The organism is Corynebacterium tuberculostearicum, assembly GCF_022347385.1.
Lineage (GTDB): Bacteria > Actinomycetota > Actinomycetes > Mycobacteriales > Mycobacteriaceae > Corynebacterium > Corynebacterium tuberculostearicum_M.
In genome coordinates, this window is the sequence record NZ_JAKRDT010000027.1 from 1 (window position 1) to 16,538 (window position 16,538).

Sequence of the window (16,538 nt, forward strand, 5' to 3'; positions counted from 1 at the left end):
TGCGGTGGTAGTTTCAGCTGTCGTTTTCTTGGAAGTTGTCTTTTCCGAGGTAGACGTGCTTGAGGTCGGCAGATCGGACGGCTCGGCAGGCGAGGATGCCTCAGAGGACGGCTCTGCAGATGTCGTGCTCTTCGTGGACTCCGTGGTCTGGGAAGGCTCTGCAGACTGGGAGGACGAGGAGGTTGCGGTCGGCGCCTTGGCCGCTATCTGGGGTGTGGGCGCCGAGCTGGAGGATGGCGTCGCGGCAGACGTGGTTTGAGGCGTTGCCGGTACCGGTGCCGGGGCTGAGGTTCGGGCTGAGTCGACGTTGTCGGCTGCGGCACTGGCGGCAGCAGCGGCGGTGGAGGCGGCGCGAGAAATCGCGTCGGAACTGTCGCCGTGGTGGCCGCCGCGGGGTTCGCTGTGGTGGCCACGTCGGTTGTCGGAGGCAGCGGCCTGGGCACGGTCAGTGTGGGGAGAGTGCGTCGCGTTGGGCTTCTTCGTGGTCTGCGAAGTAGGGGTTGGGTGGTGCGGTGCTGGAGAGAAGGGGGCGTCGGCAAGCGGGGGCTGAGCCGAGGTACCGCTGGTGGGGCCGGCATCGTGGATGCGCGGCGTGGCGGGGTGCGCGGGGCGCTTGGGGCCATTGCCGTCGAAGTGGGAAGAATGGTTGCCTTCCGGAGCAGGAGCGGTGGAATGCGCGTTGGTGTCCGAAAGGGCTTCGTCGTCGCTCAGCAGGTTGGTGGCCACGGTGGCACCGCCACCAACGAGCACGGCGACGCCGGCTGCGGCCAGCAGGTTCGAGGTCACGGCACCGGATGCGCCGGCGGCAGAGGCGACGCTGAAACCGCCGGTTGCGGAAGCGCCGGCGGTAGTGGCACCGGCAGCGGGGCCGCCGGGAACAGCGGATGCGGCCTGAGCGCGGGCTGCGGTAGCGGCGGACATGACGGCGGTGCCACCGGCGACGACACCCAAAATTAGGCCGGCGTGGTGCCTATTGGCGGCGTTGTGTGCGTAGACGGTGAGCGCGGGGCGGTCATCGGCGTTGTAGTGGAAGTAACCGTGGGCAATGGCGAGGCGGCCGGTCTTGGTGCAGTCGAGCACGGCAGGGGCGATCTCGCGGGCGGCCTCCCGGGGAAGGGAGCCCAAGAAGGTGCTATTGATATAGACGTCGACGGTATTGCGGCGCAGGAAACCGCGGGTGCGCAAAGAAACGAGGTAGTGCTCGTCGGTTTGCGGAAAGGCGGTGACGGCCTTGGAAAACTCCGTCAGCGTGGCGGTGGTCTCGCCGGGCAGCATGGTCCAGCGCTGCGCTGGCGGGTTATTGGCGGGAATGCACAGGTGCGGCGCCGGCAGCAGCAGGTTGAGCGTGGGCCATTCTTCCCCAGAGGCATCCGTCATGCTCACATGGGCGGTGGCGCGTGGGTGCAGGCCGGCGCTGAGAATCCAGTCAAAGAGGGCGTAGGCCTGGGAATCGGCGGCGCTGAGGTGGCCCACAAGGGAGTCGCCGATCCGAACCGCGAAGCCTTCCTCGGCGGTGCGGGGGCCGAGCTCCGCGGATAGGTACCCGTCTTCCGCAGCGGTGGACTCGAGCAAGTCGCTGAAAATCTCCGGCGAAACATCCGCAATAGGCAGCTTATGGATCACGCCAAAACCGTGGTCAGGGACCACATAGGTGGCGGAATCCAGCGAAGTCATTGGGGCCTTTCCATACGAAACAATAGTTACTTCGCATTTTAAGCATCGCTAGGGGCGATTTCCAATTTCCCAACCCGGCGAGAACGGGGCGTTATCCTGCCCAAAAGTTTCTACAGAATAAAAATAAGTACGGCGATAAGCGCGGCAATTACCAGTAGGGCAATGAGGGCGGGCCACCACTGCCGGCGGCGCGGTGCGGAGTCATTGACGTTGACGGCGCGGAAGCTGGTGGTTTCGAAGGTTTCGGTGGCGGCGGGGGAGGTAGGGGTGGCGTCGGCAAGCGAGGCTTCCTTTGAATCCGGCAGCGGCGCACCCGCATAGATGCTGAGCACGCGGCCGGTGCTGCGCGGCGCATGGTAGGCATGGGCCAAGGTTATGCCCTGCTTGGCGACGTCCACCCCATCCAGCCGCCCCACCCACTGCGGGCCCAAATAAGCATCGGCGCCGGATCCGGTGGTGCTGGGCGAAAGCGTCACCAATACGTGCATGCGGGCGTGGGCGGGAATACCCAGATCCGTGGGTAGCTCGGTGATGTTGATGGGCGGGGCATAGCCCAGCATCGTCCACGGGCCGGCCGGCGGGTTATTGGCCGGCAGGCAGAGGCCCGGCCGGGGCAACAGCAGGGATAGGGATCCATCGGGCTGCGGCGCGGCCGTGGCTGCAGGGGTGAGCCCGGCGCGAAAGAGCAGATCTATCTCGGGGTATTCGGCGCGGTCGGCGCTGGTGATGTGCCCGATGGGGGAGTCGGTGCGCACCTCCAGGCCACCGTCCTGGCGGGGCGTCAAGGTGACGGTGAACTCTTGGTTTTCCTTCGTCTGCGCACCATAGATGGGCAGGGCCTGCACGGCGCCCAAGCCGCGGTGCGGAATGAGGTAGGTAGAAGAAGGCATACCCACCCTTCTACCACGCCGGCGCGCGGCACTGGTGTGCAGCGCCCCGGCGAGCGGGCTTAGGCCAGGGCGCGGTTGACGGCGGAGTTAATCGCGTTAATGGATGCCCGTGTGGTGGATCCGGCGATGCCGGCGCCCCACACCTTGCTCTGGTTGACGTCGGCAGCGATATAGCAGGCGGCCTCGGCGTCGTCGCCAGCGGAGCGGGACTGCTGGGAGTATTCCATGACCTCGAAGTCGATGCCCAGGGATTCCAGCGCGTTGGCATACGCCGCGATGGGGCCGTTGCCGGTGCCGGAGACGGTGGATTTTTCCCCGCGGAAGGCCACCGTGGCGGTCACGGCCACGTCGCCGTCCGCGGCCGGGGAGTTGTCCATGTGGAAGGCCTCCACGGCCAGCGGGGTTTCGCGGTCCAGGAATTCGGTGGCGAAGATGTCCCACATATTCTTGGAATTGACCTCGCCGCCCTCGGAGTCGGTGATTTCCTGCACCACGGTGGAAAACTCCGCTTGCATGGCGCGCGGCATATTGATGCCGTGGTCGGTCTTCATAATGTAGGCAACGCCGCCCTTGCCGGACTGGGAGTTGACGCGGATGACCGCCTGGTAGTCGCGGCCCACGTCCTTTGGATCGATGGGCAGGTAGGGAACCTCCCAGATGGCCTCGCGCAGTTCTTCCCACGAGACCTCGGTATTGTTCGCGCCGGGGCGGATGGTGGCCGCCAGTGCATCGAGGCCCTTGTTGATGGCGTCCTGGTGGGAACCGGAAAAGGCGGTAAAGACCAACTCGCCGCCATAGGGGTGGCGCTCCGGCACGCGCAGCTGGTTGCAGTATTCGACGGTCTCGCGGATCTGCGGCAGGTCGGAGAAGTCAATCTGTGGGTCCACGCCTTGGGTGAGCATGTTCAGGCCCAGGGTGATGAGATCGACGTTGCCGGTGCGCTCGCCGTTGCCAAACAGGCAGCCCTCGATGCGGTCCGCGCCGGCCATGAAGCCCAGCTCGGCGGCGGCGATTCCCTCGCCGCGGTCATTGTGCGGGTGCAGCGAGAGCAAGATGTCCTCGCGGCGGGCCAGGTTGCGGTGCATCCACTCGATGGAATCGGCGTAGACATTGGGCGAGATCATCTCCACGGTGGAGGGCAGGTTGATGATCATCGGATTATCCGGGGAGGGATCCATGATCTCTACTACCTCATCGCAGACCTCGCGGGCGAAGTCCAGCTCGGTGCCGGTAAAAGATTCGGGGGAGTACTCCCAGCGCCACGTGGTGTCGGGGTAGTCCGCGGCGATGGACTTGATGAGTGCGGCGGCGTTGGTAGCCAGCTTCTTAATGGCGGGCTTGTCCTTGCGGAAGACCACGCGGCGCTGCAGCTTCGAGGTGGAGTTATAGAAGTGCACGATGACGTTCTTGGCGCCCTCGCAGGCCTCAAAGGTGCGGCGGATCAGGTGCTCGCGGGCCTGGACTAGGACCTGGATGGTGACGTCATCGGGAATCTTATTGCCCTCGATGATTTCGCGGACGAAGCTGAAATCCGTTTGGGAGGCGGACGGGAAGCCGACCTCGATTTCCTTGTAGCCCATCTTGACCAGCAGGTCGAACATGCGGTGCTTGCGCTCTGGGCTCATGGGATCAATCAGCGCCTGGTTGCCATCGCGCAGATCCACCGCGCACCACTGTGGGGCGTGCGTGATTTTCTTGCTGGGCCACGTGCGGTCCGGCAGGTCGATGTCTTCCACCTCGACGGCGAAGGGCTGGTAGCGCTCGTGGGGCATGGCGGAGCCGCGCTGCTTATTCCACGCGGGCTGGCCTTCGCGGCGTGGGCCGTTCGGGGTGGTGATATCGCGAGGGGCGCTGATAAAAGAGTCAGTGGGGGACATGCTGCGGTTTCCTCTTCTGTGGTGTCTATGGGGAGACGGCCAGCTGGGCTTGGGCAGCCGGACTCCGCGACGGGGCGCTGGCCAGTGCTTAGGCCGAAATCCCGCCGCGGCAGATAAGGAGTAGGTCAATCCGCTGTGTCATATCGGTCACACTACAGGCTCTCTCACTATGTGACAAGAGATTTCATTCAATGAGACACGGCGGCGGTACGGTACTATGCCTTTCGTGTCTACAGCCCGCCATGCCGCACCCGCCTCACCGTCCTTACTGCGCTCCTTGTGGGCGCCTGCCGCGCTCGTTGCGCTCATCGGCGCCGCACTGCGCGTGGGCGTGCTCGCGGCCGTGGCCGCCGTGCAGGACGATAAGCTCTGGGGCCTGCTTAATAAGTGGGACGCCAAGCACTACGTAGAAATCGCCCGCGGCGGGTACTTCGGCGCGGATATCTCAACGGATGGGCCGGTCCATGAGACGACCATGGCCTTCTTCCCGGGCTTTCCCTTCCTGGTGCGTGCGGTGAGCGGCATCCTGGGAACCGGCGAGGCCGGCACTGCCATCGCGCTCAACGTGCTCTTTAGTATCGCGCTGGCCGCCGGGGTGATGGCCCTGGCCGCGCAGATGGGCATGGGGAAGTGGGCCCAGGTACTCAGCGCCGTAGTGGTCACCAGCGCGCCGATGTCCATCGTGTTTTCTATGCCGTATACCGAGGCGCTTTTCGGGGCACTGGCTATCTGGGCGGTGGTGGCGCTGGTGGGCGAGCGCTGGTGGGCCGCCGCGGCGTATATCTTTGTGGCCGGGCTCGTGCGCCTTACCGCGGTGGACCTCGTTGCGGTCTTTGGGCTTATGGTGCTGCTGCGGGCCCGAAAGGACTGGCGAGCCTGGGCCGCGGTGGCGTTTTCGGTCGTGCCGCTGGTGGGCTATTTGTGGTGGTCGAGCAGCCACTTGAAAGAGGTCGGCGGCTACTTTGGCATTCAGAAGGAACATTGGAATTCCGGCTTTGATGGCGGCAAAGCCACGGTGGTGTGGCTGTGGGAGACGCTCACCGGGGCCACCAATGGCGGCTACCTGCTCAGCGCCGGCGTAATGATCGCCGCCCCGGTATGCCTGGTGCTGGCGTGGCGCCGCCTGCCGTTGGCGGCCTGGCTATTTTCCGCCGTCCTCATGGCCAATGTGCTGCTTTCTGATGGCATCATGCACTCGCGGCCCCGGCTGCTCCTGCCGGCGGTGATCGTGTTGTTGCCGTGGGTGAAAAAGGGGGCGTCGGCAAGCGTCGCGGTTTTTGCCTGGGCCCTGTTTGGCGCGTGGTTTTCGGCCTACATGCTCGGCGTATTTGAGTGGGCCATCTAGCCGCGCTGGCTTACCGGGCTGCGGGAGAGCACGATGGTGGACAGCACCATGACGGTCAGGGCGATGAGCATAATTGCCCAACCGACGGCCGTATCGATGAGGAATTTCTCTCCCAGAACCATGTATCCCAAGCCGAAAGCCACGATGGGCTCAAAGATGGTCATGGCCGGCAGGGAATGGGCCAGGGGGCCGGCGTTGAAGGAATATTGCTGTACCACCGTGCCGGTGAGCGCGAGGCCGATGAGGCCGTAGAACTGCCAGCTGGCCAACAGGGTGGTGAGGCCTTCGTGGGTGAAAATATCCACCACGGCCTTCGAGAGTAGGGCGACGAAGCCATAGATAACGCCGCAGGCCGTGCCCAATGCTAAGGGGCGCTGATCTGGTAGCTTTGCGGCCGCCGCGCCGAGGATTGCGAGGGTGGCCAACCCTACAAGGAGCGCCGGCCACCAGTCGCTCCATTCGGGGCGGGGATTGCCGGCAACCGGCCGGCCGTAGATGACCATGATGCCCACCGCGATGGTCAGCGCAATGGACCAGAAAACTTCGTGGAAGGGCATCTTGCGGCCGGAATACCACGCCGATAGCGGCAGGGTAAACATCAAGGACAGTACCAAGATGGGCTGGACCACCAGCAAGGTGCCGAAGCCGAGCGCGATAACCTGCAGGCCATAGGCGCCAATTGCGGCCGCGGTGCCCACCCACCACAAGGGGTTAGACATGGCGGCGCGCATGACCGAATCATCGGCGTCGAGGGCGATGCGGTGGCGGATGACCGTGCCCCAAGCAACCGTCAGCGCGGATGCGAGCGCGAAAAAGATGGCGAGGAGGTTGCTTAACACCCGCTCAACGGTAGTAAAGATTCCTGTTATATGCATATTCTGCGCTGTATGGCGCGCGTTTTTCTCCTTGGAGGCGGCCGGCGCATGGCGCGCTTTATGCTCGGGGCGTGTGAATAAAAAGCAAGCATTGTCTAGGAATTATGATGAGGACTAGACCCCTGCGGGGTAGCATGGGTATTTGACTAGTGACCGACAGGTATTTCTGGCGGTGTGCAGACGCGCGCCAGGGGTGCCTTGAAAGACGAAAGGCGGCATCCTTACCGTGGCCCTGATCGTGCAAAAATATGGCGGTTCATCCCTCGAATCCGCAGACCGCATTCGCGCCGTTGCGGAGCGCATCGTGGCCACCAAGAAGCAGGGCAACGACGTCGTCGTGGTGTGCTCCGCCATGGGCGATACCACCGATGATCTGCTCGACCTTGCCGCCCAGGTCAACCCCGTGCCACCACGGCGCGAAATGGACATGTTGCTGACCGCGGGTGAGCGCATCTCCAATGCGCTGGTGGCCATGGCCGTGGAATCCTTGGGTGCCCATGCCCAGTCCTTTACCGGCTCCCAGGCCGGCGTGCTCACCACGGAGCGCCACGGCAATGCCCGCATCGTGGACGTTACCCCAGGCCGCCTGACCGAAGCGCTGGATGAGGGCAAGATCTGCATCGTCGCCGGATTCCAGGGAGTTAATAAGGAATCGCGCGATGTCACCACGCTGGGCCGCGGCGGTTCCGATACCACCGCGGTGGCGCTAGCGGCCGCGCTGAATGCGGACGTGTGCGAGATTTATTCCGATGTCGATGGCGTGTATACCGCAGACCCGCGCATCGTCCCGGACGCGCAGAAGCTAGAGAAGCTCTCCTTCGAGGAGATGCTGGAGATGGCCGCGGTAGGTTCCAAGATTTTGGTTCTGCGCAGCGTGGAGTATGCCCGCGCGTTCAATGTACCCTTGCGAGTTCGCTCGTCTTATTCAAATGACCCCGGCACCCTAGTGACCGGATCGATGGAGGATATCCCTGTGGAAGAAGCAGTACTCACTGGTGTAGCAACCGATAAGTCCGAGGCAAAGGTCACCGTCCTTGGAATCCCGGATCGCCCCGGGGAGGCAGCGAAGGTTTTCCGTGTCATTGCTGATGCAGAGATCAATATTGACATGGTCTTGCAAAACGTCTCCTCCCTGGAGGATGGCACCACCGATATCACCTTCACCTGCCCGCGTGCCGACGGCCCACGCGCCATGGAGCTGTTGACCAAGCTGAAGTCCGAGGGCGGCTGGGCCAATGTGCTTTACGACGACCAGGTGGGCAAGGTCTCCCTCGTCGGCGCCGGCATGAAGTCCCACCCGGGCGTGACCGCCGAGTTTACCGAGGCCCTGCGCGACGTCGATGTCAATATGGAGCTCATCTCCACCTCCGAAATCCGCATATCCGTGCTCACCCGCGAGGCCGACCTGGATAAGGCCGCCCGTGCGCTGCACGATAAGTTCCAGCTTGGTGGCGAAGAAGAAGCCACGGTTTATGCTGGAACCGGACGTTAAATACCCAAAAAGCAACTACAGAGGATTTTTAAGTCATGACCACTGTTGCAGTCGTAGGCGCTACCGGCCAGGTCGGCCGCGTTATGCGCTCCATCTTGGAAGAACGCAATTTCCCGGCGGATAAGGTGCGCTTTTTCGCCTCGTCTCGCTCCGCCGGCACCGAGCTGGATTTTCGCGGCGAGCAGATTACCGTAGAAGACCTCGCTGAGGTCACCGAGCAATCCGTTGCCGACGTCGATATTGCCTTGTTCTCCGCCGGCGGCTCCACCTCTAAGCAGTGGGCCCCGGTATTCGCCGCGGCCGGCGCGACCGTGGTGGATAATTCCTCGGCTTATCGCAAGGACCCAGAGGTTCCCCTCATCGTTTCCGAGGTCAACCCGCAGGAGGCGAAGAACACCCCGAAGGGCATCATCGCGAACCCGAACTGCACCACCATGGCGGCCATGCCGGTGCTGAAGGTCCTCCACGATGCCGCTGGCCTGAATAAGCTCCACGTGTCCTCCTACCAGGCGGTGTCCGGCTCCGGTCTGGCTGGCGTGCAGGCGCTGGCCGCACAGGTCTATTCCGTTGGCGAGCACAATGTGGGCTTGGTTCACGATGGTTCCGCGCTTAATGACGAAGACTTTGGCCCGTACGTGGCACCTATCGCCTATAACGCCCTGCCGATGGCCGGCAACCTCGTCGATGACGGCTCCCTGGAAACCGATGAGGAACAAAAGCTGCGCAACGAATCCCGCAAGATCCTGGATATTCCGGAGCTGAAGGTAGCGGGCACCTGCGTGCGCATCCCGGTCTTCACCGGCCACACTCTGACCATTCACGCCGAGTTCGATAAGCCCATCACCCCAGAGCAGGCCACCGAGCTTTTGGGTGGCGCTCCGGGCGTTACGCTTGCCGACGTCCCCACTCCGCTCGCCGCCACCGGCATCGACGAGTCCTTGGTCGGCCGCATCCGCCAGGACCAGACGGTGGACGATAACAAGGGCCTCGTGCTCGTTGTCGCCGGCGATAACCTGCGCAAGGGCGCTGCTCTCAACACCATCCAGATTGCAGAGCTGCTCGTCTAGGACTGCGCCGCTTCGCCACCTGTTGCACTACAAAGCTCGGCGCCCTCCTTCCCCGGTTGTGGGAAAGGAGGGCGCCGAGCTTTTGGCCTATCAGCCGTGGACGAGGGAGCTAGTCCTCAGAAACCGGCTTGGCGGTGCCAGTGCCGGAGTCGGCACCAGTGCCCTTCTTGCCAAAGTCGAGGTCGCTAGTGGACGACGGAACCTCCGGCTTGGTGTGCTGCACGTAGGTCACGGACGGCTCCGGATCCTCGCGGTCATACTCAATATCATCATCATTTTCGAGTTCCTCGTGGATCTCTTCTGCGATATTGGTGACAAACTCGGTGGTTTCCATATTGGATGCTGCAGCCAGCTTGCGCAGCTCGCGCTCGTTCTTCTTGGTAAAGCGCTTGCGCGGATCCAGACGACGGGACACCAGCTCGTGTGCGCGCATGCGGCGGTCGGACTCGTCCGAGAGCTTGCTGCCGTTCTTGATGCGGTTAAAGACCATCACCACGATCATCAGCAGTCCGAGGTAGCCCAGGATCGGGTAGACGTTGCTGACTAAGGCCTGAAAGCCCACGAAGGACAAGATGAAGCCGATGATGCAGGCGCCGGCATAAACCGGGTAGAAGCGCTTGGGGTTATTGCGGGTCAAGCGCTTGCCCAGCGCGTAGAACATGCCGATGGCGGTATTAAAGACCATGCCGTAAATGACAAAGGTCATCAGCACGCCCAAGACTGGGTGGATGCTGGTAATCAGGCTCAGTACCGGCATGTCCTGGCCGTTGACGGTCTCTGCTTCGAAGAAGAGGGCGAATACCAACAGTGCCAACAGGATGAGATAAAGCAGGCCGCCAATGAGGCCACCGACGCCAACTGCACGGTTATCCAGGAAGTTACCGCCAATAACGATGGACATGGATACTGCCGTCATCACGTTCAGGCCGGTGTAGTTCAGTGCGGCTAGCCACCAGTTGGGCAGCGAGGTATCAACATTGTTGACCGCCCAGTCATTCATGGCAGAGAAATCAACGTCTGCGTTCAAGATGGTGTAGCCGGTGGCAATCACCACGAAGATGATGATGAATGGGGTGATGGTACCGATGACTGCGGTTACGCGGTCGACATCCATCAGGCCGACGAGCAGCACCAAAATCAGCATGGCGGTGGCGCCCACCCACACGGGGATGGACGGGAACTGCTGATTGATATTCGCACCGCCGCCGGCGAACATGACGAAGCCGATGGCGAACAAGGTCACCAGGGTGGACCAGTCCAAAATCTTGGCGGTAAACGGCGATGCGACCTTGTCGTAGACAGCGGTGTGCTCCTCGGCTTGGAAGTACGAGCCGAGCTGCAGGATGGAGATGCCGGTGATCATCATCAAACCAGCGGCCAGGGCGATGCCCCACAGGCCCCAGTTACCAAAGGCCACGAAGTACTGCATGGCCTCCTGGCCGGAGGCGAAGCCTGCGCCCACGACGACGCCGATAAACGCCATGGAAATTCCGATTGCGCGTTTTAACATGAAAGGGAGAAACTCTCTTACTCACACGCGCCGGGCCCGCCATTGGTATCGCGCGGGCCCGGATCGACGGTCGATTTATCACGTGTGTTCACATCTAATAAACCACACATCGGGCAGGTATTTCGGGCAAGAATCGCCACAACTGTGGTCTCGTTCACCCCGGCCGTAGTACGCAAAGCGCAGCTAAGTGCCAAATTTTGGGGCCCGTGGGATACAAGGTAACCAGAGCGTAACAATTTGGGAGTGAAATTAACTCCGCAATCACAGGGGACTATTTGGGGGTATTAACCTGTCCCCGCAATGAGATCCTTGCGGGCGCGCGCCACTCGGGAGCGGATGGTGCCCACGCGCACGCCGGCAATCTTGGCCGCCTCCTCATAGGTATAGCCCAGCACTTGAGTAAGGATGAGGGCTTCGCGGCGGTCGGCCGGGAGGGCGTCGATAAGCGTACGCGCGTCGATCCACTCGCTCCACGCCGCGGATTCTTCCGGCGCCGCGCCCATTGCGTCCTCATACTCAGTGGCAGACTTTCGCGGCCGGGCCATATCGTGGCGAATATTGTCCACCCACACGCGCCGGGCCAAAGAGAGCAGCCACGTGCGCGCGGAGGACCGCGCGGCAAAGCGCGGCAGGGCGCTGATGACGCGCAGATAGGTCTCCTGGGTGAGATCGTCGGCCCCCTCGGGCCCGCCCAGGTGCGCCAGCAAGCGCCACACATCATCCTGGGTGGCCTTGATAAACTCCGTCAGCGCCGCGCGGTCGCCGCGACCGGCCCGAAGGGCGAGGTCGGTGACGCGGGCGTCGTCTGCTGCGGAGTGGTGAGTCACCTGAATGAATCTACCAGCACCCTTTACTCTCTTTGGCGAGCCCTGACAACCGTGCAAAGTTTTGCCACACTGGGAAGAACTGACCGCGAATTGCCAGGAGGCAAAAATGAGTGACTTTACCGCTGATGACATCCTGAACAAGGGCCAGCGCCCCGCTGGCAAGGGAAATACCACTCGTCCCTCGGGCCAGCCGGTGCCGTCCGAAAATACCTCGGTGACCGCCGGCCAGCAGGGCCCAGTGGCGCTCAATGATATCCACCTCATTGAAAAGCTCGCGCACTTCAACCGCGAGCGCGTGCCGGAGCGCACGCCGCACGCTAAGGGCCACGGCGCCTTTGGCGAGCTGCACATCACGGAAGATGTCTCTGCCTATACCAAGGCCAAGGTCTTCCAGAAGGGCACCGTCACCCCGATGATGGGCCGCTTCTCCACCGTGGCCGGCGAGCAGGGCTCCCCGGATACCTGGCGCGATGTGCACGGCTTTGCCCTGCGCTTCTACACCGAGGAGGGCAACCTCGACATCGTGGGCAATAACACCCCGGTATTCTTCATCCGCGATGGCATTAAGTTCCCAGACTTCATCCACTCCCAGAAGCGCTTGGGCACCAATGGCCTGCGCGATGCCGATATGCAGTGGGATTTCTGGACCCGCAACCCGGAGTCTGCACACCAGGTCACCTATCTGATGGGTGACCGCGGCACCCCGAAGTCCACCCGCCACCAGAATGGCTACGGCTCCCACACCTTCCAGTGGGTTAATGAGGAAGGCGAAGCCTTCTGGGTCAAGTACCACTTCAAGTCCCGCCAGGGCGTGGAGAACTTCACCGATGAAGAGGCCACTACCACCGCCGGCCAGAACCCGGATTGCCATCGCGAGGATCTCTACAACGCCATCGAGGAGGGCAACTACCCGATCTGGGACGTTAAGGTGCAGATCATGCCGCTGGATGAGGCGGAGAATTACCGCTTCAACCCCTTCGACCTGACCAAGGTCTGGTCCAAGAAGGACTACCCGCTGCACGATGTGGGCTACTTTGTGCTCAACCGCAACCCGCGCAACTTCTTCGCGCAGATTGAGCAGGTAGCACTCGACCCGTCCAATATCGTGCCCGGCGTTGGCCTGTCTCCGGATAAGATGCTGCAGGCTCGCGTCTTTGCTTACGCTGACCAGCAGCGTTACCGCATCGGCGCGAATTACAAGCAGCTGCCGGTTAACCAGCCGCAGAATGTGGACGAGGTCAATACCTACGAGCACGAGGGCAGCATGCAGTTCCTCTTCAATGCTCCGGAGGATCCGGTCTACTCGCCCAACCGCCACGACAAGGGTACGGGCGTGCTTGACGACGCCGCTGTAAACGACCGCTCCCAGCTCGAGACCACCACCGCGGCAGAGCTCTACATCAATCCGGAGTCCCACGGCAGCGACTTGGTGCGTGCACCGTACGTTCGCCACGCCGAGGACGATGACTTTGTGCAGGCGCGCGACCTGTACGAAAACGTCTATGACGATGCCGCCAAGGAGCGCCTGGTCACCAATATCACCAACGCGATGGCCGGTGTATCCGAGGAGACCGAGGAGCGCGTCTACGAATACTGGACCAACGTGCACCCAGCCCTTGGCCAGCGCGTGCGCGAGGTCTACGCCGAGAAGAAGTAATCTTTTCCCGGCAGCGCTTGTGCGCTAACGACGCCGCCCCCGTACCGAGTTGCTTTACTGCACGGTACGGGGGCGGTTTGCTGTGCGGCTAGTCGCAGCGGCGCATCTTTTCCGTAACAAAGGCGGGAGCGCCCTCGGCGGCCCACTTATCCACGTCGTAGCACGGGGCGGCCATGCCGGAGGTTGCCTCGCCAATGGATTCAATGGCTACCCACTGGCCGCCCTCGTAGCGCGCCCAAGCAGTCCAGTCCGTGCTGTCTTTGGCAAAGTGGGCCCACTGGCCATCGCAGTTATTGACTCGGATATTGGTCATGGTGGGAGCTGCGGGCTGTAGCGCTTCTGGGGAGCAGTCGCCGCGGCCGGTGTCGGCGGGTACGGCGGCCGAGGCTTCGCTTTCCGCGTTGCCGGATTCCGCGGTCTCCTCAGCGGGAGCTGCCTCTGCAGAAGTGGGCTCGGCCGCTGCGGTCTCGGTGACGGTGTCTGCGGCTTCCGAGGTAGCGGGCTCGCTCGTGGTTTCTTCGGACGAGGTCTCCTCGGCCGACGAGCTTGCGGCGGTGGCGTCGGAGAACTCCGGTTCTGCCGAGGTATCGGCGTCGTTGGAGCAGGCAACAAGGCTGAAACACAGCGGCGCGACGGCCGCAGCGGCGAGGTAGCGGGAAGGGGCAAGGGAATAATTGTGGGACATGCCATATATCGTAGAGGAACTGCCATTGCGGGGGTGCTCGGCGCGCCTGCAACAGGGGAGTGACCTGCAAGGATAGGTTCAGTACCATGACCTCACGCCTTGCCTCCCCAGACGCTGCGTCCCCCTCCCGGTGGCGCAGCGTCCTCTTGATCCTCCTGCTCGCCCTGCCGCTCATTATCGGCGCTGCGGTGGCGGGCCTTGCGCAGTGGGAACCCGCCCACACCTGGTCTAGCGCCGCGCAGCCGTTTGGCGCGCCGCGGGAAAATTCCGCCTCGCCAGAGGTAAAGGAAGCCGCCGAGGCGGCCAGTCGCGCGCAGGCACAGGCGAGCATGCTTAAATCGGGCGCCACGCAGCTTGACGACGGCACAGGGGAGCTGAATAAGGGGGCGGATGAGCTCGGAGGGGGCGTCGACAAGCTGGCAACGGGCTCCCAAGAACTGGTAGCCGGCCTCAATCAGCTGCAGTCCGGAACTAATACGCTCGGTGGCGGTGCAACGGAGCTGGCCAATGGTGTCGGCGGTGCCGTGGACCAGGTAGTGGGCCTGGGCGCCGTGCAAGGGCAGATTCTGCAGGCCATCGATGGCACGATGCGCGACCTGGAAGGAAATAAGTCCAAGGAAGCGAAGGAAATCCGCTCGCAGCTGGGCGATCTCCGTGCGCAGGTGAATAATTTCCGCCTGGATAATTCGGTGACCGACCAGCTTAAGAAGCTTAAGGACGGCTCGCGCGATCTATCCAATCAGTTGGCGGTCAACGGCTATGCCTATCACGATGGCGTGAACCAGGCCGTATCCGGTGCGCAGGAGCTTAACGAGGGCATCGCGGAGCTCAACAAGCGCGTCGGTGAGGCGCAGGAGGGCGTGGACAAGCTTGACGACGGCGCCGGCAGGCTTTCCACCATGGCAGCCCAAAACCAGACCAATGTGGGTGAAATTCAGCGTGCCCTGCCGCCGGCGCATACCGCGACCGACGGACCTGCACATCTGCTCAGCCCCATCGTGGCGATGTTGGTCTCCGCCTTGGTCCTGCTCGCAGGCGCCGCGTCCGGTGTGGCCTGGCAGGTGGGGTTCCGCCCATGGCTGACGGTCTTCGGCGGCACGCTGGCCGCGGTCGCCATCGGCGAAATCCTCCTCTTTGTGCTTGCCACCGGATTTACCCCTGTGGCGGCGGTGTGGGCCGGCGCGGCGCTCCTTCTGGGCGCGCTGTCCATGGCGGTCATCACCCGTGGCCTACTCGGGCTATGCGGTATTACTGCCGGCAGCATCCTCGCGGCGCTGTTTGGCATAGGCCAGACCGCTCTGGTGGGGTGGCTGTGGAAATCCGCGGCAATTGCCGGTGTTTCTAAGGTTTGGCAGATTGTTTCTAATCTTTTGCCACTGAATTGGACTACCGCGGCCGTCACGGCGGCGGGTAACGAAGGCGAACAGGCCGTCTTGTGGACCGGCGTTGCGGTATTGCTCGCCATCACTCTCATTGGGCTGAGTGCAAAGTGGTGGGCTCCATCCACAGGAAAATTCAAACCTACGGTTCATTAGGTCTGAAAAAGCACACCTAAGAATAAGAAACATTGGTGGAAACTGGGAATTTTGATTCGCGCTACCGTTTGCATTGTGCGAGTGCTACAGTTGGTCTTGCTCACAAAGCCTACTTAGGGGGTAGGCGAACGGTTTCTCCAATCCGTTGTGAGTGATAGGGAATAGGGACGACGCGGCGCTGTAGGGGCACCGCGTCGTTTCCCATATGTGGGGTGTTTAGCTGCAATTTTTGGCCTAAACGACAGAATGTGTTGTTTTGCGGCGTGTCAGGCTAAACGACATTTTGTGTTGGTGGGGGTTTAGCGTATGTGGCCTTTGCGTATTCCCATAGAGTGGTTGTAGGCAGTGTCGATGGCACTGTCGTAGGTTGCTGGTCGGCCGTCTTCGTGTCCGCTGGTGGCTTGTTTTTCCTGAGTGGCTAGGGTTTGTGCTTTGGCGAGTGCGTCCTGGCCCCAGTTTTGCTGCCTGGCGATCTCTACAGGGTCGTCAGGCAGTTGCGTGTGGAGGTATAGCCACCAGTCGCAGGCGATGCGCTGTTGTTCATCGCGCAGTCCGCGGTGGGTGTGCATAAGTTGCTTAATTTGTGAGTTCACCCCGCCTTCTAGCTTGTTGGTCGTGCGTTCAAACCGTTGGCCTTCTTCGGCTTCGGTGAGGTAGGCAAAGAGGTGTCCTTGTTGGCTCATTTTCTTTAGCTGCAGGTAGATTCCGCGGTGGGTGTAGTGGGTGTACCACCACTTTTTGTTCCGGCGCTTGGACTTTGGAATCTGGTCGAAAGGGACGTCTTTGACGTAGGTTTTGGCTTTGTGAAGTGTCCCGGGTTTTGTTCCTAGGCATTTGCCTTGATTTCCATTATTTCTTGGGCTGGGTTGGTTTCCCAAAACTCTGACTCAACCTCAGCTGGCGTGCGATAGCCGAGACTTTGGTGAAGCCGTACCTCGTTCCACCAATTAACCCATTCAAACGTCGCGATCTCCACGTCAACCACGCTGTCCCACGACCGCCGATGAATCAGCTCATTTTTGTAGGAACCGTTGACGTTTTCGGCCAAAGCATTGTCATAGGAATCTCCTACTGTCCCGGTAGAGGCAGCAATTCCATACTCAG

The 16,538-nt window shown here is 62.0% G+C and carries 13 protein-coding genes and 1 pseudogene; 5 read left to right on the plus strand and 9 right to left on the minus strand.

Annotated elements, in window-relative coordinates; all coding sequences use genetic code 11:
- The 3 genes from MHK00_RS11180 to leuA form a co-directional block, all read right to left on the minus strand.
- Positions 1-1,674 (minus strand): hypothetical protein (locus tag MHK00_RS11180; RefSeq protein ID WP_250411864.1); only part of this gene is annotated, 1,674 nt, incomplete at its 3' end.
- Between the two features lie 110 nt (positions 1,675-1,784).
- Positions 1,785-2,564, minus strand: coding sequence for a hypothetical protein (locus tag MHK00_RS11185; protein WP_250411866.1), 780 nt, complete (start codon positions 2,562-2,564; stop codon positions 1,785-1,787).
- 59 nt (positions 2,565-2,623) lie between these two features.
- Positions 2,624-4,441 carry a 2-isopropylmalate synthase gene (leuA, locus tag MHK00_RS11190; RefSeq protein WP_250411868.1) on the minus strand — a complete coding sequence of 606 codons (1,818 nt, stop codon included), beginning with the start codon at positions 4,439-4,441 and terminating at the stop codon, positions 2,624-2,626.
- 217 nt (positions 4,442-4,658) lie between these two features.
- Between leuA and MHK00_RS11195 the strand changes: the two genes are divergently transcribed.
- On the plus strand, positions 4,659-5,786 hold the full coding sequence (locus tag MHK00_RS11195; RefSeq protein ID WP_250411870.1) for a mannosyltransferase family protein: 1,128 nt from the start codon (positions 4,659-4,661) through the stop codon (positions 5,784-5,786).
- Here the strand turns inward: MHK00_RS11195 and MHK00_RS11200 are convergent.
- Complete coding sequence (locus MHK00_RS11200) at positions 5,783-6,661, minus strand: DMT family transporter (protein WP_005323152.1); 879 nt, start codon at positions 6,659-6,661, stop codon at positions 5,783-5,785. The two genes, MHK00_RS11195 and MHK00_RS11200, sit on opposite strands and share 4 nt — an antisense overlap.
- A gap of 226 nt (positions 6,662-6,887) precedes the next feature.
- Here MHK00_RS11200 and MHK00_RS11205 point away from each other — a divergent pair, with 226 nt between their 5' ends.
- A complete protein-coding gene (locus MHK00_RS11205) occupies positions 6,888-8,153 on the plus strand; it encodes an aspartate kinase (RefSeq protein ID WP_150850711.1) in 1,266 nt (421 codons plus the stop codon).
- Positions 8,154-8,188: 35 nt separating this feature from the next.
- On the plus strand, positions 8,189-9,220 hold the full coding sequence (locus tag MHK00_RS11210; protein ID WP_250411872.1) for an aspartate-semialdehyde dehydrogenase: 1,032 nt from the start codon (positions 8,189-8,191) through the stop codon (positions 9,218-9,220).
- 109 nt (positions 9,221-9,329) lie between these two features.
- Here the strand turns inward: MHK00_RS11210 and MHK00_RS11215 are convergent, their stop codons facing one another.
- Together MHK00_RS11215 and MHK00_RS11220 are read right to left on the minus strand one after the other, a co-directional pair.
- Positions 9,330-10,730, minus strand: coding sequence for a YkvI family membrane protein (locus tag MHK00_RS11215; protein WP_250411874.1), 1,401 nt, complete (start codon positions 10,728-10,730; stop codon positions 9,330-9,332).
- Between the two features lie 284 nt (positions 10,731-11,014).
- Positions 11,015-11,557, minus strand: coding sequence for an RNA polymerase sigma factor (locus MHK00_RS11220; protein ID WP_005323148.1), 543 nt, complete (start codon positions 11,555-11,557; stop codon positions 11,015-11,017).
- Positions 11,558-11,663: 106 nt separating this feature from the next.
- Here MHK00_RS11220 and MHK00_RS11225 point away from each other — a divergent pair, with 106 nt between their 5' ends.
- Complete coding sequence (locus MHK00_RS11225; protein WP_250411876.1) at positions 11,664-13,214, plus strand: catalase; 1,551 nt, start codon at positions 11,664-11,666, stop codon at positions 13,212-13,214.
- Positions 13,215-13,302: 88 nt separating this feature from the next.
- Here MHK00_RS11225 and MHK00_RS11230 read toward each other — a convergent pair whose 3' ends face one another.
- The gene (locus MHK00_RS11230) at positions 13,303-13,899 is read right to left on the minus strand and encodes a hypothetical protein (protein WP_250411879.1); all 597 of its coding nucleotides are present in this window, start codon (positions 13,897-13,899) and stop codon (positions 13,303-13,305) included.
- Positions 13,900-13,985: 86 nt separating this feature from the next.
- Between MHK00_RS11230 and MHK00_RS11235 the strand changes: the two genes are divergently transcribed.
- Positions 13,986-15,434 (plus strand): hypothetical protein, encoded by a 1,449-nt coding sequence (locus MHK00_RS11235; protein WP_250411881.1) that lies wholly within the window; start codon positions 13,986-13,988, stop codon positions 15,432-15,434.
- Between the two features lie 299 nt (positions 15,435-15,733).
- On the opposite strand, the pseudogene MHK00_RS11240 reads toward MHK00_RS11235, so the two are convergent.
- Together MHK00_RS11240 and MHK00_RS11245 are read right to left on the minus strand one after the other, a co-directional pair.
- A pseudogene (locus tag MHK00_RS11240) lies at positions 15,734-16,237 on the minus strand (transposase family protein); the annotation flags it as partial.
- Positions 16,238-16,260: 23 nt separating this feature from the next.
- Positions 16,261-16,538 (minus strand): integrase core domain-containing protein (locus MHK00_RS11245; protein ID WP_250411724.1); only part of this gene is annotated, 278 nt, incomplete at its 5' end.